The following is a 17,842-nucleotide window of genomic DNA, read 5'->3' as shown; positions in this document are numbered from 1 at the left end:
TCGGTCTTGTTGACGTGCTGGCCACCGGCGCCGGACGAGCGGTAGACGTCGGTCTTCAGATCGGCCGGATTGATCTCGATGTCGATATTGTCATCCACCTCCGGCGACACGAACACCGAGGTGAAGCTAGTGTGGCGGCGATTGTCCGAATCGAATGGCGACTTGCGCACCAGCCGGTGCACGCCGGTTTCGGTCTTCAGCCAGCCATAGGCAAAATCGCCTTCGACCCGGATGGTGGCCGACTTGATGCCGGCGACATCGCCGCCGCTGGCTTCCATGAGCTCGGTCTTCCAGCCACGCGATTCACACCAGCGCAGGTACATCCGCAGCAGGATTTCGGCCCAGTCCTGGGCTTCGGTGCCGCCCGCGCCGGCCTGGATGTCGACAAACGCGCTGGAGGCATCCATCTTGCCGGAGAACATGCGCTGGAATTCCAGCTTGTCGACATGGCTGGCATGGCGCTCGACGTCTTCGACCACGGCCAGCGCGGTTTCCTCGTCGTCCTCCATCTCGGCCAGTTCCAGCAGCTCCAGGGCGCCACTCAGGCCTTCATCGATGTCCTTGATGCCGTTGACGGTCTTGTCCAGCAAGGAACGCTCGCGGCCCAGCGCCTGGGCTACCTCCGGCGTGTTCCAGATATCCGGGTTTTCAAGCTCCCGGCTGACTTCTTCCAGGCGCTCGCGCTTGGCATCGTAGTCAAAGATACCCCCGTAGCGAGAGCAGCCGTTCCTGCAGGTCGGCAATGCGCTGGCGGATCGGATTGAGTTCAATCATGGCGGACAGATCGGGTCGGAAATTTGACCCTCAATTCTAACAGAAGCAGGCGCTTGGCCGGGGCCGCCCAGCACCGTCGGCGGCGGCGGAGGCAGCCGGCCACACAAGCCGTGCCCGTAGCCTGCGGCGCCCTTCCCCATCGCCATCAGGTTGGAACAGCGGGCATGGTTGTCCACGCCGGCGCACTGACGAAGTCGGTCAATGAAGTATGCGAGATGGAGGCCATCTTCCCATTGGCCAGGCGGACGACGGGGACATCCGTGCGGCAAACAATGCGGGACATGAAACCGGCGAACAGCCAGCGGCCGGCCACCACTCCGGACAACCGGTCGGTCATCGTTGTCGCAGTGCGGGAAGGGGCGCTTCAATCGGAGCGACTGCACATTAGCGAGGTCGACGCGATTGTGATGGCCAATATCAGCGCCAGCCATTGCCAGCGAGGCCGGAGCGACAAATGCTGGCCCAGCTAAAAATGATAAGAAAATCACAAATAAGGCTGGAACGTTGACTCGATCGAATCGACTGGCAATGCTTGATCGCACCTGAACCATCTAAAACGTTCTTTGCATCCATCCGGCAGCCGCGCCAGTCATCGTCAGCCAATCTCCGGCAGACACTCATGCCGTGCCACGGGCCAATGTCCGAACTCGCGAATGCGCGCCCTGCCCGTCCATTCACCAAGGGAAGGAGCACTCCATGCACAAGCAACGCAGCATCATCCGCAGCCTGGTGCCACTGGCAGCGCTGAGCGCATTCGCCGCCAGCAGCAGCGCCAACGAAGCAGCCACCAGCAAGCCTGGCGTCGACAACCAGATTCTGGTCGAACTGAAAATCCCCGACATCAAGTTCCCCGCGGGCAACAAACCACTGGAATGCCGCAAGTTCCGCGTACGTATCCTCGATCTCAAACCGGGCAAGGAAGTTGGCATCCACAGCCACGAGAATCGTCCAGGCGCATTGAGCATCGCCGGTGGCGAGGGCATGACCGTGCACGCCTACAACTATGCGCCAGTGGATGTGCCGTTTGGTGGCTCGTACAAAGGCTACAACGACATCGTCCATTACGCCGTCAATCTTTCGCAGACCGAAACCCTGTCGATCATGACCTCGGATCTGCTGGACGACGGCACCGAATGCAACGGCAAGACCTATCCGCAGTACACGCCGCTGATGGACGGACTGGTCAAGGAAAATCACCCGTTCTACGCCAATGCGCCGCAGACGCTGGAGGAAGACGAAGTCAACCATGAGTACTTCCGTACCCTGCTGCAGGACATCAAGATCCCGGCTGGCAAGTCGCCTTTGGCCGAGCGCAGCCTGCGCGTGCGCAAGGTGACGCTGGCGCCGTCAGCCTCGGTGGGGGTGCAGGACTACGCCAACCGGCCGACCTACATCATGAACTTCGAGGGCAAGATCGAAGTCAGCCAGCTCGGTGCCAACGAGGTCAGCAAATTGAACGCCAAGGAGGCAGCCAACCTGATCAATGCCGGCCAGGTCAACATCCGCAACGCCGGTGACGACGAGGCCTCCTACTTCGTCATTGAACTGTGGGATCCGAAAGACACCACCATCATCTGACGGCTGTGCCTGTGACTGGCGTGCGTCCGAGGCATGCCCAAGGGATCTGTTCAACATATTCAAGGAGAACGAATGATCAGGGCCAACCTACTGAAACCGGCACTGCTGGCCTCATGCCTGCTATTACCTTTTCACGCATCAGCAGCGGAGAATTCGATGACCAGACCAGCTGTTGAACAAGCCGAGATCGTCAAACGCGCGCAGGTCAACCAATGGCGGTGGAAAAGCCCGCACAGCGTGCAGGTCACCGTCGATCGCCTGCTCAAGGTCGTTGACCGCTATCCGGAAGTCCTGAAGTACGACCGTATCGATCAGAAAGCCGTCGCCAGAATCTCCGGGTTCGACATCCGTCCGGCCGAGACCGTGTATTTCCAGAACAGCAAGCTGGTCGGCAGCCTGCTCAGCACCAACATCAAGGTGCTCGAACAGCTGCCGATCAAGACCATTGTCTGGGAAGACGACAGCGGCCAGGTCTGGTTGCAGACCCCAAACATCGACTACATGGACGAGCATTACCAGTTGAATGGCGGCAAGGGCGCCATCCAGGCGATCTATAACCTGCTCCCAGGCTGGGTCGAAGAAGCAGTCAGCGAGGCACCACAGAGGTAGGCATCGGCACCACGTCGAGAAAGGCCCGTCAGCATTGACGGGCCTTTTTTTTCCCCTTGCAATCTGCTGCGCGCTTCGTGACGATCAGGTCAGCGCGCCTGGGTTCCCGCCAGCGTCCAGCAATCACGCGTTGCTGCAATGCTCGACGATCAACTGGATGGCCGAGCCGCCGCGGTAGTCATCGGTCACCAGCCGGTACGCAATATGGACCCGGCTCGCGGGCGCATCGCCGGTCCAGCCACCGAAATGAATCGCGTTGATCGGCTCGCCGCAGTCCGGATGACGCAGACTGAGCTTGAGATGACGTTCCTTCAGTACGTTCCAGCGTAGTACCTGGAAGATGCCGTCGAACAAGGGTTCCGGAAAGCCCTGGCCCCACGGACCGGCCGAGCGCAGGCTCTGGGCGTGGACGAAATCGAGTTCGTCGGCAGCCAGTTCACCATCACTGAGCAGCTGTTGCTGCAGTTGCTCGGGCTGCAGCATCTGCCCGACCACTTCGATGAATGCCTGCTCGAACAATGCCCGATGGTGCAGCGGCAGGCTGAGGCCGGCCGCCATCGCATGGCCACCGAATTTATCGATCAGACCCGGATGACGGCTGTCCACTGCTGCCAGCGCATCACGAATGTGGAAACCGGGAATCGAACGCGCCGAGCCGCGCAGGCTCTGACTGCCCGGCTCCGAGGGCGCAAACGCGACCACCGGCCGATGCATTTTTTCCTTGATCTTCGAGGCCACCAGACCGACCACGCCCGGGTGCCAGTCCGGATCGAACAGGCAGATGGCCAGCGCCACCTCGGCATTGTCCTGCAGTGCCAATATGGCCAGCGCGGCCTCGGCCTCATCGACCATCTGCTGCTGCACGCCACGTCTTTCGGCGTTGATGCCATTCAGCAGCTCGGCCATCTCCATCGCCTGCGTGGCATCGTCGGTCAGCAGGCATTCGATGCCCAGCGCCATGTCCTCCAGACGACCGGCGGCATTCAACCGCGGCGCGACCGCGTAGCCGATATCGCTGGCGGTAAGCTGTTGTGCCTGGCGTCCTGCTATCTGGATCAGTGCCTGCAATCCGGGGTTGCCCTGCCCGCCGCGCAGGCGACGCAGGCCGGCCGAGACCAGGGCACGGTTGTTGACGTCCAGCGGGACCAGATCCGCGACCGTGCCGACCGCGACCAGATCCAGCAGTTGCGCCAGATCCGGCGCCGGATCCTGCAGCAGGCCATCCCTGCGCAGGCGCGCGCGCAACGCCAGCAATACGTAGAACATCACCCCGACACCGGCCAGCACCTTGCTGGGAAACAGGTCGCCATGCTGGTTGGGATTGACGATGGCGTCGGCTGGCGGCAGTGCGTCCCCCGGCAAATGATGATCGGTGACCAGCACCTGCCAGCCCTTGGCCTTGGCTGCGGCAATACCGGCGTGGCAGGCGATGCCGTGATCGACGGTCACCAGCAACTGCGGCTGCAGCGCCGCCAGTTCCTCAACCAGGCCGGGTGACAGGCCGTAACCGTGCAACAGGCGGTTGGGCACCGCGGCACTGACCTGGCGTGCGCCGAGCATGCGCAGGCCGCGCACACCGACCGCGCAGGCAGTCGCGCCATCGCAATCGAAATCGCCGACCACCACGATGCGCAGGTCCTGCTGGATCGCGTCCAGCAACAGCGTCACCGCGGTATCGATGCCGGACAGCAGGTCCGGGGCCAGCAGTCCGGCCAGGCGGGGCTGCGCGGCGTCGATATCGAGCGCACCGCGGTTGCTGTAGATGCGTTGCAGCAACGGCGGCACCTGCGCCGGCCAGCCGCTGCTCGGCGTACTGGCGCGCCTGACGATGCGCGGTCCCTGGCTCATGCGCGGGTCGGCGCGGCTGGTGCCAGATCCAGCCGCGACAACGGCTTGCGCCAGAAACGCCAGCGCTGCGCCGCACGCAGCTGCAACAGCACGCCGTCCTCGAAGTCCAGGTCCAGTTGCTGGAGCTCGCCTTTGTGCAAGGCCTGCAGCAAGGGTCGCAGTGCGTCATCGCACAGCACCTGCAACTGTCGCAGCTGGCGCACGTCGACCAGCGACTGCAGCTGCTGCACTGGATCATTCCCGCGATCCAAGCCAGCGGCCGCCGCCAATGCCTGCAGCAGCACGTCGTTGCTGCGCACTTGTCGATATGTCGTTGTCACCTGCTCCGGCAACACCCCGCCACCCCAGAACCACAATGAGTTGATCGGTTGCTTGCCGGCCTCCAGCCGCCGCGCATTGTGCGGGTGGTTATGGAGGACGATCTGGGCCTCGGTCAACAGCGCACGCCAACGGGCGCCCTGCGCGCCTTCCGGCAGATGCTCGAACAGATCGTCGCCCAGTACCTGGTCGATCGGCGCGAACACCGGCACCGGCGATCCGGCCGGCAAGCGCAGGTACCAGCGCGCCGGATGCGGGGCATCGAGGATCAAACCGGCATCGCCGAACAACGGACGCAACGCCGGCAACAGCTGGTTCGCATCGTCCGCGTCCAATTCCAGCGAGGCGCCGTAGGCCATCATCCGCGCGCCGCTCATGTCCGGCACGATCCGCGCTGGATCCGCCCGCAGCCACGACGCGCCGGCGGCATCGCCGGCATCCTGTTGCCGGGTCAGTGCCGCCACCGGCCAGTGGCTGGCCGGCACACTGAAATGACGACGCAGCTGTGCCTGCTCGCCGGCTTCGCGCTGGTCGATGTCGGCACGCGCAAGCACCTTGCCGATGTCGGCCGGCAATCCCTGCCCGGACAGGCGGGACTGCGCGGGCAGCAGCAAGGTGGCCGACGCCATGGTCGGCTCAGTCCTGATAGCTGACCGAGACGATTTCGTACTCGCGCTGGCCGGCCGGGGCGTCGATGGTCACCGAATCGCCCTCGTGCTTGCCGATCAGGGCCCGCGCCAGCGGCGAGGAAATCGCGATCAGGCCCAGCTTGATGTCCGCTTCCAGGTCACCGACGATCTGGTAACGCTTGCTCTCGTCGGTTTCGACGTCGGCCAGTTCGACGGTCGCGCCGAACACGATCCGCGAACCGGCATTGAGCTTGCTGATGTCGATCACTTCCGAATGCGAAAGTTCGCTTTCCAGCTGCTTGATGCGGCCTTCGATGAAGCCCTGCTGCTCGCGCGCGGCATGGTATTCGGCGTTCTCCTTGAGATCGCCGTGGGCGCGGGCCTCGGCGATGGCGGCAATCACTTCCGGCCGCTTCACCGACTTCAGATTATCCAGCTCCTGGCGCAGGCGCTGGGCGCCCTTGGTGGTGATGGGTGCTCTCAAGCTTGTAACTCCTTGTGCAATTCCTGCAGGGCCCAGACCGGGCCCTTGCCGCGGAACTCCAGCGAATTGACCAGCGCACGGGCCCCGGCAATCGTGGTCGAATAGGTGACGCGGTGCTGCAACGCTTCGCGTCGGATGGAAAAAGAATCCGAAATCGCCTGGCGGCCTTCGGTGGTATTGACGATGTAGACGATCTCGCCGTTCTTGATCAGATCGACGATGTGCGGGCGTCCTTCCACCACCTTGTTGATCAGTTCGCAGTCGATGCCGTTTTCACGCAACCAGGCGGCGGTGCCGGCGGTGGCGACGATGCTGAAACCGCGCTCCAGCAAGCCCTGGGCCACCGGCAACACACGCTTCTTGTCCGGGTCACGCACCGACAGGAATGCCTTGCCCGGCTGCGGTGCCTTAATGCCACCGGCTTCCTGCGCACGCGCCATGGCCGCGCCGAAGTTGCGGCCCACGCCCATCACCTCGCCAGTGGAACGCATTTCCGGGCCGAGGATCGGGTCGACGCCCTGGAACTTGGCGAACGGGAAGATGGCTTCCTTGACCGAGTAGTAGTCCGGCACGATTTCCGCGGTCGCGCCCTGCTCGGCCAGGCTCTTGCCGGCCATGCAGCGGGCGGCAATCTTGGCCAGCGGCATGCCGGTGGCCTTGGACACGAACGGCACGGTGCGCGAGGCACGCGGGTTCACTTCCAACAGGTACACACTGTCGTTGCCGTCTTCGTCGGTCTGGATCGCGAACTGGGTATTCATCAGCCCGACCACGCCCAGCGCCTTGGCCAACTCACCGACCTGGCGACGCATTTCGGCCTGGGTCTGGGCGCTGACCGAGTATGGCGGCAACGAGCACGACGAGTCGCCGGAATGCACGCCGGCCTCTTCGATGTGCTCCATCACCCCGCCAATCAGCACGTTGCCGGCGGCGTCGGCGATGATGTCGACGTCCACTTCGACCGCGTTGTCGAGGAAGCGATCCAGCAGCACCGGTGAATCATTCGACACCTTGACCGCATCGCGCACGTAGCGGGCCAGGTCGGATTCGCCATAGACGATTTCCATCGCCCGGCCGCCGAGCACATACGACGGACGCACTACCAGCGGATAGCCGATCTCGCGTGCCAGCACCAGCGCTTCGTCGTCATTGCGGGCGATGCGGTTGGGTGGCTGCTTGAGCGCTAGCTTGTCGACCAGCTGCTGGAAGCGCTCGCGATCCTCGGCCAGATCAATCGAATCCGGCGAGGTGCCGATCACCGGCACGCCATTGGCTTCCAGTGCACGGGCCAGTTTCAGCGGGGTCTGGCCACCGTACTGGACGATCACGCCCTTCGGTTGTTCCAGTTCGACGATGGCCAGCACGTCTTCCAGCGTCAGCGGTTCGAAGTACAGCCGGTCCGAGGTATCGAAATCGGTCGACACGGTCTCCGGATTGCAGTTGACCATGATCGTTTCATAGCCGTCTTCGCGCAGCGCCAGCGCCGCGTGCACGCAGCAGTAATCGAACTCGATACCCTGGCCGATGCGGTTGGGACCGCCACCGAGGATCATGATCTTGTCGCGACCGCTCGGCTGCGCTTCGCATTCATCCTCGTAGGTCGAATACAGATAGGCGGTGGTGGTGGCGAACTCGGCGGCGCAGGAGTCGACCCGCTTGTAGACCGGGGTGACCTTGTGCGCCTTGCGCAATGCGCGCACCGCGGCTTCATCGGTGGACAGCAACTGGGCCAGGCGGGCATCGGAGAACCCCATGCGCTTGAGCTTGCGCAGGCGCTTGGCATCCAGCGCGGCCAGACCATCGCTGGCCACCTGGTTTTCCTGGGCGACGATCTCCTCCATCTGGTCGAGGAACCACGGGTCGATGAACGAAAGCGCATGCACCTGTTCGACATCCATGCCGGCACGGAACGCGTCGGCGACGTAGAACAGACGTTCCGGACCCGGTGCCTTCAATTCACGGCGCAGCGCGGCCATGTCGTCTTCATCGGCCAGGTCCAGGCCGGTGGGGTCAAGGCCGACCTTGCCGGTTTCCAGCCCACGCAGGGCTTTCTGCAGTGATTCCTGGAAGGTGCGGCCCATCGCCATCACCTCGCCCACCGACTTCATCTGGGTGGTCAGGCGGGCATCGGCCTGCGGGAACTTCTCGAAGGCAAAGCGCGGAATCTTGGTGACCACGTAATCGATCGACGGTTCGAACGAGGCCGGGGTAAGGCCGCCGGTGATTTCGTTCTTCAATTCGTCCAGGGTGTAGCCGACCGCCAGCTTGGCCGCGACCTTGGCGATCGGGAAGCCGGTGGCCTTGGAGGCCAGCGCCGAGGATCGCGACACGCGCGGATTCATCTCGATCACCACCACCCGGCCGGTCTGGGCATTGATGCCGAACTGGACGTTGGAACCGCCGGTATCGACACCAATCTTGCGCAGCACCGCAATCGATGCATCACGCAGGCGCTGGTATTCCTTGTCGGTCAGGGTCTGTGCCGGCGCCACCGTGATCGAGTCACCCGTGTGCACGCCCATCGGATCGAGGTTCTCAATCGAGCAGACGATGATGCAGTTGTCAGCGGTATCGCGGACCACTTCCATCTCGAATTCCTTCCAGCCGAGCACCGATTCCTCGACCAGCACTTCGGTCACCGGCGACAGCTCGAGGCCGCGCTTGACGATGTCCTCGAATTCTTCCTTGTTGTAGGCAATGCCGCCGCCGCTGCCGCCCAGGGTGAAGCTGGGACGGATGATGGTCGGATAGCCAACCTTGGCCTGGATCTCGACCGCCTGCTCGAAAGTCCTGGCGACTTCGGCCTTCGGGCATTCCAGACCGATGTCCTGCATCGCCACCCGGAACAGTTCGCGGTCTTCGGCCATCATGATGGCTTCGCGCTTGGCCCCAATCAGCTCGACGTTGTATTTGTCCAGCACGCCGTTGTCGGCCAGGTCCAGGGCGCAGTTGAGCGCGGTCTGGCCACCCATCGTCGGCAACAATGCGTCGGGCTTTTCCTTGGCGATGATCTTCTCGACCGTCTGCCAGTTGATCGGCTCGATGTAGACCGCATCGGCCATTTCCGGGTCGGTCATGATGGTGGCCGGGTTGCTGTTGACCAGCACCACCCGGTAACCCTCTTCGCGCAGCGCCTTGCAGGCCTGTGCGCCGGAATAATCGAATTCGCAGGCCTGGCCGATGACAATCGGGCCGGCGCCGATGATGAGGATGGTCTTGAGGTCTGAACGCTTAGGCATATCAACTCCGGGACTGGGGACCTGGGACCAGGGACCCGGTCTCCAGTCGTTGCTTGAGTGAACGATGCAGCTTATGCAGCATCTTGCTGACCCGCTCGGCGGTGTCCATTACAGGGTCCACGGCCGCAGGAGAAAGCAGGGATAACTTGTGTACCAGCAGCAGCTGAGTCTGCAACTCGGCTACCGAGCCGCTGGCGATGGAGATGAAACGGGCGTAGTCCCGGGTCGAATCGCGGGCATTACCTTCAGCGATATTGGAAGGAATCGAAACAGCAGCGCGTTGCAGCTGTGACGTCAGTCCGTAGCGTTCTTCACGAGGCAACTCAACCGCCAATGAATAGACCGCCGCGGCGAGGTCCATCGACAGTCGCCACACATCCAGCTCGCGGAAATGACTTGGACTCAACGGGACGTCCCCTGGTCCCCAGTCCCCAGTCCCCGGTCCCGCATCATGGCGACGAAGCCATCAAACAGCGGCGCGACATCGTGGGGGCCCGGCGAGGCTTCCGGGTGACCCTGGAAGGAGAACGCGGGGGCATCGGTCAGGGCGATGCCCTGGTTGCTGCCATCAAACAGTGAGCGATGGGTGACCTTGACGTTGGCCGGCAGGCTGGTTTCATCGACCGCGAAACCGTGGTTCTGCGAGGTGATCATGACCCGGCCGGTCGCCAGGTCCTGGACCGGGTGATTGGCACCGTGGTGGCCGTGACCCATCTTCACCGTGCTGGCACCGGTGGCCAGCGCCAGCAGTTGATGGCCAAGGCAGATGCCGAAGGTCGGGATCTTCTTTTCAACGAATGTCCTGATCGCCTCGATGGCGTAGTCGCATGGTTCCGGGTCACCAGGACCGTTGGACAGGAACACGCCATCCGGTTTCAGCGCCAGCACATCGGCGGCGCTGGTCTGCGCCGGCACCACGGTGACCTTGCAGCCACGCTCGGCCAGCATCCGCAGGATGTTGTACTTGACCCCGTAGTCGTAGGCGACGACGTTGAATTTCGGCTCGGCCTGGACGAACTGGTTGCTGTCCAGATCCAGCTGGCCATCCTGCCAGTCGTAGGTTTTCTGGGTGCTGACCACCTTGGCCAGATCCATGCCCTTCAGGCCGGGGAACTTGCGCGCCGCTTCCAGCGCGGTTTCGACATTGATGTCATCGCCGGCCATCAATGCACCATTCTGCGCGCCCTTCGCGCACAGGATGCGGGTCAGCTTGCGGGTATCGATATCGGAGATGGCGACGATGCCGCGGACCAGCAGCCAGTCCTGCAGCGAGACCTGGCTGCGCCAGCTGCTGGGACGGCGCGGCACGTCGCGCACGATCAAGCCGGAACACCAGACCTTGCCGGCTTCGTCGTCCTGATCGGTACAACCGGTGTTGCCGATGTGCGGATAGGTCAGGGTGACCAGTTGCCGCGCATAGGACGGGTCGGTCAGGACTTCCTGGTAACCGGTCATGGCGGTATTGAATACCACTTCGCCGACCGACAGGCCGGCTGCGCCTACGGATAGGCCCTCGAACACGGTGCCGTCTTCGAGTACAAGAATTGCGGGTTGGGTCACGGGGGTCGCCTTGGGGTGAAGGAACCCTGCCCCTCCAGACTTGCGGCTGCAAGAAACCGCGAACGCGGTATTTCTCCGGTCCGGGGCGGTAGGTAACAGGCGAGGATGAATTGTACCGGCGAGTGCTGCTTTGTGCCAGCCGTTTATCGCACCCTGAACAGGCGCCGATATGCTCGATTCAGACGAGCGGCAGCTACCCGCGGTGCGGCGCCAGTGCCTCAGTCAATCAGATCGCGCACCCGGTAAAGCCCCGGCCCACGCTGGCTGATGCGGCTGGCGGCATGCAGCGCGCCACGGGCGAATATGTCGCGGTTGCTGGCGCGATGAATCAGTTCAATGCGCTCGCCCAGGGTCGTGAACTGGACGGTGTGCTCGCCGACGATGTCACCGGCGCGCAGACTGGCGTAACTGACCTGCCCGCCGGCGCTCTGCGCGGCTTCGCCCAGGGTCAATGCAGTCCCCGACGGCGCGTCCTTCTTCTGGGTGTGGTGCGACTCGACCACGTCGCAATCCCAGCCCTGCAGGACCTGGGCGGCGCGTTCGACCAGATCGGTCAGCACCGCCACGCCCAGGCTGTAGTTCGACGCCCATACCACTGCAATACCGGTTGCGGCTTCACTGAGCTGCTGGTGCTGCTGCTCGCTGATGCCGGTGGTGCCCGATACCAGCGCGGCCTTGCGCGCCACGCACAGCGAGATGATCGGCGACAGGCCTTCCGGCAGGCTGAAGTCGATGGCCACGTCAAACGGCGGCACGCCCGACAGCTCGCTGGCGGCGAAGAACGGCACGCCTTCGATGACGCGCTGTGCCGGCGATTTGCGATCGACCGCCGCCACCACCGATACATCCGCCTGCTCGGCGGCCAGCCGCAGCAGGGTCTGGCCCATGCGGCCGGAAGCACCATGAATCAGCAGTCGTACGGGAGAAGTCATGGCTGTGCGTCCATCCATCGGTTGGCGGTACCGATCACGGCAGCCGCACGGTAAACAACGACAGGCGGGCAATGCGCCCGCCCGCCGCGCAAACGCCTGCTTCAGGCAGTGGTCGTCTCGGCACTGTTGGCGGCCACGGCCGCGGTGACCAGTGCACCCAGCGTCTTCATGCCGCTTTCAATCTTCTCGGCGGGCACGGTAACGAACGACAGACGCAGGGTATTGGTCTGCGGCGCGGTGGCGTAGAACGGCGCCCCCGGCACGAACGCCACGTGCTGCTCGATGGCCTGCTGCAGCAGCACGCCGGTATCGATGCCGGCCGGCAACGTCACCCAGATGAACATGCCGCCCGCCGGCCGGTTCCACTTGGCCTGGGCCGGGAAGTACTTGTCCAGCGCGTCCAGCATCAGATTGCACTGCTGCGAATACAGCTCGCGGATCTTGGGGATGTGCTGGTCGAGGAAGTTGTCCTGCAACGCCTCGTAGACAATCCGCTGCGAGAACGACGGGGTGTGCAGATCGGCGGCCTGCTTGGCCTGCACCAGTTTGCCGAGCAATGCTTCCGGGGCAATGATGTAGCCCAGTCGCAGGCCCGGGGCCAGCACCTTGGAGAACGAACCCATGTAGACCACGTTGTCCGGGTTCATCGACAGCAGGCTGGGCAGTTGCTCGCCCTGGTAGCTCAATTCGCCGTACGGGTCGTCCTCAACCACCAGCACGCCGGCTTCGGTGGCCTTGCGCACCAGCTCCTGGCGGCGTTCCAGCGGCATCCGCCGGCCGGTCGGGTTCTGGAAGTTGGGCAGGCAGTACATGAAGCGTGCACCGGCCAGCTTCTCCGGCGTCAACGCGTCGGTGACGATGCCCTGTTCGTCAGTTTCCATTGCCGAGAACGCCGGCTGGAACAGCGAATACGCCTGCAGCGCGCCCAGGTAGCTGGGGGTCTCGACCAGCACCTTGCTGCCTTCGTCAATCAGCACCTTGCCCAGCAGGTCCAACGCCTGCTGCGAGCCGGTCACCACCAGCACCTGGCTGGGGCGGATGGTCACGCCATTCTTGCTGTGGCGGGCGGCAATCCATTCGCGCAACGGGGTGAAGCCTTCGGTGGGTCCGTACTGCAGCGCCGCGTGCGGGCACTCGGCAAACACCTTGTCGGTGGCCTGCTTCATCCGCTCGATCGGGAATGTCGCCGGCGACGGCAGACCGCCGGCGAAGGAAATGACTTCCGGCCGCTCGGTGACTTTGAGGATTTCGCGGATCGCTGAACTGGTCAGCGCCTGCGCACGCTTGGAGATGGTGATATGGGTAGTCATGGGCCTAGTTTAGCGGTTCTTCGCGCCGATGCCGCGGCTGTCGGTGATTCCAGGACGATGCTGCCGATGGCACGCCCGTTCAGCCATCGCCCGGTCCGCCTGCCTGTTGGCTCAGGCCAGCGTGACGATGCGGCCGATACCGTCATCGACAATCCGCTCGGCTGCCAGCGCCAGCTGTTCGCCGCGGCAATCCGGCGCGAAACCAATCCGGAAATGCACCTCGCCCTGCGGCGTGCGCGAGGAATGCAGTGAGGTTAGGCTGATGTCCAGATCCTCGAATACCTGCAACAAGCGCCGCAGCGAACCGGGTGCGTCTTCCGGCAGATGCACGCTGAGCGACTGCACTTCGGTCAAGTCCGCCAGCAGGTAACCCAACTGCTCGAAACGATAGTTGCTCCGTTGCAGCAGATCCTCGCCAAAGGCGGCCAGGTTGGATTGCAGGAACTCGCGGCGGAAGCTGGCGCGGGCGGCGTCATCGCCCTGCCCGATCAGATCGCGCAGCCGTTGCAACTGGCGCAACAGTTGATCCAGCATTGCCGGCACGTGTGGATTGTCGAACTGGATGTCCTCGTAGATGGCCGGGTTCAGCGCCAGTATCCGCGCGGCGATGGCGACATCCATCTCGAACGAGGCCGAGCGCAGCGGCATCAGCTCCTGCAGCGGCCCCAACGTCGGCATGCCTTCGCGCAGCACGCCGGCCTGGGCCAGATGACTGGCGTGCACCATCGCCTGTACCCGCGCCATGACCCGGTCATGCTGCTCGGGATCGGCACGCACGTATTCGCCCTGCAGTGCCTGCAGGAAGTGCTCGAACCACGGCCGCCAGTGCTGCAGCCGGCCTTCGCAGACCACCGTCGGCCGGCCTTTCAGGGTCGGTGCCTTGGGTGGCGCGGTCATCGGATGCAGGCCGACCACCTCGGCCTGGCTTTCCAGCATCGCCTGCATCGGCCCCGATTTGAGCGAGGTCACGTCCAGCCACAAATGGCCGGCTTCGCGGCCGTCGGCCTGGCTGGCGTACTGGCGGATCAACGCCACCGTGTGCCGGATCGGTGCGGAAAACAGCAGTACGTCGGCGCGTTCAATCAACTCGCGCTCGGACGGATTATCGGCCAGCGCCGGATCGCGGCCGATGACCTGCAAGCCCATCCGCTGCCGGAAGAACTGCGCCAGCCAGCGGCCATAAGCGCCATGGATGCCGACGATGCCGATAACCAGTTGTGCTGCCATGCGTTGGGCTCCCCTGCGTCCTGGGCATTGTAGTGCGCCAACGGCAGGCATGAAAAAAGCGGCCGTTGGCCGCTTTTTCCGGTTGCCCCGCAGGCATCGACATCGCTGGGATCAGGAAGTCATCCGATCCCAGAAGCCCTTGACCCCATCCAGGAACGTCGCCGACTTGGGCGAATGCTTGCGCGCGTCCTCCCCGGAGAAACTGGCTTCGAACTTCTCCAGCAGTTCGCGTTGCTCGGCGGTCAGGTTGACCGGGGTTTCCACCACCACGCGGCAGTACAGGTCGCCCTCGCTGCGGCTGCGCACCGACTTGACGCCCTTGCCACGCAGGCGGAACAGCTTGCCGGTCTGGGTTTCGGCCGGAATCCGGATCTCGGTCTCACCCTTCAGCGTCGGCACCGCGATGGTGTCGCCGAGTGCCGCCTGCGAAATACGGATCGGCACTTCGCAATGCAGGTCGTCGCCATCGCGCTGGAAGATGGCGTGCTCGCGCACCCGCACTTCCACGTACAGATCGCCCGCTGGCGTGCCCGGCGGGCCAGCTTCGCCTTCGCCGGTCAGGCGCACCCGATCGCCGCTGTCGACACCGGCCGGAATCTTCACCGACAACACTTTTTCTTCCTCTACCCGACCGGCGCCATGGCAGGTCTTGCAGGGATTGCGGATGATCTGGCCGCGGCCGCCGCAGTTGGGACACGGCTGCTGCATGGCGAAGATGCCGCGTTGCATGCGGACCTGGCCATGGCCATTGCAGGTGCTGCATTTTTCGGTCTTGCCGTCTTCCGAACCGGAACCGTCGCAGGGTTCGCAGGTCGCCAGGGTCGGAATCTCGATGCGCTTCTCGATGCCGACCACGGCTTCCTCGAGATCCAGCTCCATCACGTAGCCGATATCGGCACCGCGACGGGCGGCACGGGCGCCACCGCCACCAAAGATGTTGCCGAAGATGTCGCCAAAGATATCGCCCATGTCTGGACCACCGGGTCCGCCGGGGCCACCGCCCATGCCGTGTTCGAACGCGGCATGGCCGTGGGCGTCATAGGCACGTCGGCGGGAGGCATCGGACAGGACTTCGTAGGCTTCCTTGCATTCCTTGAATGCCACTTCGGCAGCGGCGTCACCGGGATTGCGATCCGGGTGATGCTTCATCGCGCAACGACGATAGGCCTTCTTCAGCTCTTCGTCGCTGGCACTGCGGGCAACGCCAAGGACTTCGTAGTAATCGCGCTTGCTCATGGGCAGGGACCAGGGACCGGGGATCGGGGACCGGCAGTAGTCGGGGCGACTTGCGTCATGTCGGTTTACTCAAAAAAAACAGGGGCCACACAGACGGACAGCAGGTCCGGGAACCCTCGGTCCCCGGCCCTGCTTCCACTTCAGACGCTTAGGACTTCTTTTCTTCGTCCTTGACCTCGGTGAACTCGGCGTCCACCACGTCTTCGGCCTGCGCGTTGCCAGACGGCTGGCCATCAGCGGCGGGCTGGTCGGCTGCCGCGGCGGCGGCAAACAGGGCCTGGCCGGCTTCTTCCAGGGCCTTGGACTTGGCTTCAATCTGCGCCTTGTCATCGCCCTTCATCGCGGTTTCCAGATCCGCGATGGCCGATTCGACCGGACCAATCACCGCACCGTCGACCTTGCTGCCGTGCTCGGTGATGGCGCTGCGGGTGGCATGGATCAGACCATCGGCGTGGTTGCGTGCCTGCACCAGCTCGTGGAACTTCTTGTCTTCCTCACGGTTGGCTTCGGCGTCCTGGACCATGCGCTGGATTTCTTCCTCGGACAGGCCCGAACCGGCCTTGATTTCGACCTTCTGTTCCTTGCCGGTCTTCTTGTCCTTGGCGGTCACGTGGACGATGCCGTTGGCGTCGATGTCGAACGACACTTCCACCTGCGGCATGCCGCGCGGCGCCGGGTCGATGCCGGACAGGTCGAACTTGGCCAGCGACTTGTTGAAGCGGGCCTGCTCGCGCTCACCCTGCAGCACATGCACGGTCACCGCGGACTGGTTGTCCTCGGCGGTCGAGAAGGTCTGCGAGGCCTTGGTCGGGATGGTGGTGTTCTTTTCGATGATCTTGGTGAACACACCGCCCAGGGTCTCGATGCCCAGGCTCAGCGGGGTCACGTCCAGCAGCAGCACGTCCTTGACGTCGCCGGCCAGCACGCCGCCTTGGATGGCCGCACCCAGTGCCACGGCTTCGTCCGGATTGACGTCCTTGCGCGGCTCGCGGCCGAAGAACTCGGCGACCGCCTGCTGCACCTTCGGCATGCGGGTCTGGCCACCGACCAGGATCACTTCGTTGATCTCGCTGGCGCGCAGGCCGGCGTCGTTCAACGCGGTCTTGCACGGCTCGATCGACTTCTTGATCAGGTCTTCGACCAGCGCTTCCAGCTTGGCCCGGGTCAGCTTGATGTTGAGGTGCTTGGGACCGGAGGCGTCAGCGGTGACGTACGGCAGGTTGACTTCGGTCTGCTGCGAGCTGGACAGCTCGATCTTGGCGCGCTCGGCAGCATCCTTCAGGCGCTGCAGGGCCAACGGATCCTTGCGCAGATCGATGCCCTGGTCCTTCTGGAATTCCTCGACCAGGTAATCGATGACGCGGGCGTCGAAGTCTTCACCACCGAGGAAGGTGTCGCCGTTGGTGGCCAGCACTTCAAACTGCTTCTCGCCGTCGATGTTGGCGATTTCGATGATCGAAACGTCAAAGGTACCGCCGCCCAGGTCGTACACCACGATCTTGCGATCCTGGGTGTCACCCTTGTCCAGGCCGTAGGCCAGTGCCGCGGCGGTCGGCTCGTTGATGATGCGCTTGACGTCGAGACCGGCAATCTTGCCGGCATCCTTGGTCGCCTGGCGCTGGCTGTCGTTGAAGTAGGCCGGCACGGTGATCACGGCCTCGGTGACGGTCTCGCCAAGATAGGCTTCGGCGGTCTTCTTCATCTTCTCCAGCACCTTGGCGGAGATTTCCTGCGGTGCCATCTTGCGGCCTTCGCTGGTCGCCACCCAGGCATCGCCATTGTCATGGGCGAGGATGCTGTACGGGACCAGGTCCAGGTCCTTCTTGACTTCGGCGTCGGTGAACTTGCGGCCGATCAGGCGCTTCACCGCGTAGAAGGTGTTCTTGGGATTGGTGACCGCCTGGCGCTTGGCCGAGGCACCCACCAGCACTTCGCCGTCCTTGGTGTAGGCGACGATGGAGGGCGTGGTGCGATCGCCTTCCGAATTTTCGATGACGCGGGCTTTGCCGCCGTCCATGATGGCCACGCACGAGTTGGTGGTGCCCAGGTCGATACCGATGATCTTACCCATGTGAATGACTCCGTGATGTCTGTCTGT

Annotated in this window: 14 protein-coding genes and 1 pseudogene; 2 read left to right on the top strand and 13 right to left on the bottom strand. The window is 63.7% G+C overall.

Going from position 1 to position 17,842, the window contains the following annotated elements:
• Positions 1-774, bottom strand: a pseudogene (locus tag ABB29_RS05155) (PCRF domain-containing protein); the annotation flags it as partial.
• Positions 775-919: 145 nt separating this feature from the next.
• The gene (locus tag ABB29_RS16305) at positions 920-1,111 is read right to left on the bottom strand and encodes a hypothetical protein (RefSeq protein ID WP_157062496.1); all 192 of its coding nucleotides are present in this window, start codon (positions 1,109-1,111) and stop codon (positions 920-922) included.
• A gap of 359 nt (positions 1,112-1,470) precedes the next feature.
• On the opposite strand from ABB29_RS16305, the gene ABB29_RS05145 reads away from it, so the two are divergent.
• Both ABB29_RS05145 and ABB29_RS05140 read left to right on the top strand, forming a co-directional pair.
• Positions 1,471-2,352: a hypothetical protein gene (locus tag ABB29_RS05145; RefSeq protein WP_057657517.1), complete on the top strand. Its 882-nt coding sequence runs from the start codon at positions 1,471-1,473 to the stop codon at positions 2,350-2,352.
• 156 nt (positions 2,353-2,508) lie between these two features.
• Entirely contained in the window at positions 2,509-2,961 is a 453-nt protein-coding gene (locus ABB29_RS05140) for a DUF302 domain-containing protein (RefSeq protein ID WP_057657516.1), read from the top strand.
• Between the two features lie 123 nt (positions 2,962-3,084).
• Here the strand turns inward: ABB29_RS05140 and recJ are convergent, their stop codons facing one another.
• The 11 genes from recJ to dnaK form a co-directional block, all read right to left on the bottom strand.
• A complete protein-coding gene (gene recJ / locus ABB29_RS05135) occupies positions 3,085-4,809 on the bottom strand; it encodes a single-stranded-DNA-specific exonuclease RecJ (protein WP_083487493.1) in 1,725 nt (574 codons plus the stop codon).
• Positions 4,806-5,756 carry a hypothetical protein gene (locus tag ABB29_RS05130; protein ID WP_057657515.1) on the bottom strand — a complete coding sequence of 317 codons (951 nt, stop codon included), beginning with the start codon at positions 5,754-5,756 and terminating at the stop codon, positions 4,806-4,808. The genes recJ and ABB29_RS05130 overlap by 4 nt, the downstream gene beginning before the upstream one ends.
• Before the next feature lie 7 nt (positions 5,757-5,763).
• Positions 5,764-6,228, bottom strand: coding sequence for a transcription elongation factor GreA (gene greA / locus ABB29_RS05125; RefSeq protein ID WP_211260681.1), 465 nt, complete (start codon positions 6,226-6,228; stop codon positions 5,764-5,766).
• An 8-nt stretch (positions 6,229-6,236) separates the two neighbouring features.
• Positions 6,237-9,479 (bottom strand): carbamoyl-phosphate synthase large subunit, encoded by a 3,243-nt coding sequence (gene carB, locus ABB29_RS05120; protein WP_057657513.1) that lies wholly within the window; start codon positions 9,477-9,479, stop codon positions 6,237-6,239.
• A gap of 1 nt (position 9,480) precedes the next feature.
• The gene (locus ABB29_RS05115; RefSeq protein ID WP_483826434.1) at positions 9,481-9,855 is read right to left on the bottom strand and encodes a four helix bundle protein; all 375 of its coding nucleotides are present in this window, start codon (positions 9,853-9,855) and stop codon (positions 9,481-9,483) included.
• A 26-nt stretch (positions 9,856-9,881) separates the two neighbouring features.
• On the bottom strand, positions 9,882-11,039 hold the full coding sequence (gene carA / locus ABB29_RS05110) for a glutamine-hydrolyzing carbamoyl-phosphate synthase small subunit (RefSeq protein WP_057657511.1): 1,158 nt from the start codon (positions 11,037-11,039) through the stop codon (positions 9,882-9,884).
• 218 nt (positions 11,040-11,257) lie between these two features.
• Positions 11,258-11,971 carry a 4-hydroxy-tetrahydrodipicolinate reductase gene (gene dapB, locus ABB29_RS05105; protein WP_083487488.1) on the bottom strand — a complete coding sequence of 238 codons (714 nt, stop codon included), beginning with the start codon at positions 11,969-11,971 and terminating at the stop codon, positions 11,258-11,260.
• Positions 11,972-12,072: 101 nt separating this feature from the next.
• Complete coding sequence (locus tag ABB29_RS05100) at positions 12,073-13,281, bottom strand: aminotransferase-like domain-containing protein (RefSeq protein WP_057657509.1); 1,209 nt, start codon at positions 13,279-13,281, stop codon at positions 12,073-12,075.
• A 111-nt stretch (positions 13,282-13,392) separates the two neighbouring features.
• Positions 13,393-14,508 carry a prephenate dehydrogenase gene (locus tag ABB29_RS05095; protein ID WP_057657508.1) on the bottom strand — a complete coding sequence of 372 codons (1,116 nt, stop codon included), beginning with the start codon at positions 14,506-14,508 and terminating at the stop codon, positions 13,393-13,395.
• Between the two features lie 111 nt (positions 14,509-14,619).
• Entirely contained in the window at positions 14,620-15,744 is a 1,125-nt protein-coding gene (gene dnaJ / locus ABB29_RS05090) for a molecular chaperone DnaJ (protein ID WP_057657507.1), read from the bottom strand.
• 148 nt (positions 15,745-15,892) lie between these two features.
• Positions 15,893-17,815: a molecular chaperone DnaK gene (gene dnaK, locus ABB29_RS05085; RefSeq protein ID WP_057657506.1), complete on the bottom strand. Its 1,923-nt coding sequence runs from the start codon at positions 17,813-17,815 to the stop codon at positions 15,893-15,895.
• Positions 17,816-17,842 lie beyond the last annotated feature (27 nt).

The organism is Pseudoxanthomonas dokdonensis, assembly GCF_001431405.1.
Lineage (GTDB): Bacteria > Pseudomonadota > Gammaproteobacteria > Xanthomonadales > Xanthomonadaceae > Pseudoxanthomonas_A > Pseudoxanthomonas_A dokdonensis.
Note: the sequence above shows the minus strand (reverse complement) of the source record. Positions and strands in the feature narration are given on the sequence as shown.

Bases quoted from the DNA above. Each gene is read 5' to 3' on its own strand.
- ABB29_RS16305 (WP_157062496.1), bottom strand. From the start codon at position 1,111: ATGACCGACCGGTTGTCCGGAGTGGTGGCCGGCCGCTGGCTGTTCGCC.
- ABB29_RS05145 (WP_057657517.1), top strand. From the start codon at position 1,471: ATGCACAAGCAACGCAGCATCATCCGCAGCCTGGTGCCACTGGCAGCG.
- ABB29_RS05140 (WP_057657516.1), top strand. From the start codon at position 2,509: ATGACCAGACCAGCTGTTGAACAAGCCGAGATCGTCAAACGCGCGCAG.
- recJ (WP_083487493.1), bottom strand. From the start codon at position 4,809: ATGAGCCAGGGACCGCGCATCGTCAGGCGCGCCAGTACGCCGAGCAGC.
- ABB29_RS05130 (WP_057657515.1), bottom strand. From the start codon at position 5,756: ATGGCGTCGGCCACCTTGCTGCTGCCCGCGCAGTCCCGCCTGTCCGGG.
- carB (WP_057657513.1), bottom strand. From the start codon at position 9,479: ATGCCTAAGCGTTCAGACCTCAAGACCATCCTCATCATCGGCGCCGGC.
- dapB (WP_083487488.1), bottom strand. From the start codon at position 11,971: ATGACTTCTCCCGTACGACTGCTGATTCATGGTGCTTCCGGCCGCATG.
- ABB29_RS05100 (WP_057657509.1), bottom strand. From the start codon at position 13,281: ATGACTACCCATATCACCATCTCCAAGCGTGCGCAGGCGCTGACCAGT.
- ABB29_RS05095 (WP_057657508.1), bottom strand. From the start codon at position 14,508: ATGGCAGCACAACTGGTTATCGGCATCGTCGGCATCCATGGCGCTTAT.
- dnaJ (WP_057657507.1), bottom strand. From the start codon at position 15,744: ATGAGCAAGCGCGATTACTACGAAGTCCTTGGCGTTGCCCGCAGTGCC.
- dnaK (WP_057657506.1), bottom strand. From the start codon at position 17,815: ATGGGTAAGATCATCGGTATCGACCTGGGCACCACCAACTCGTGCGTG.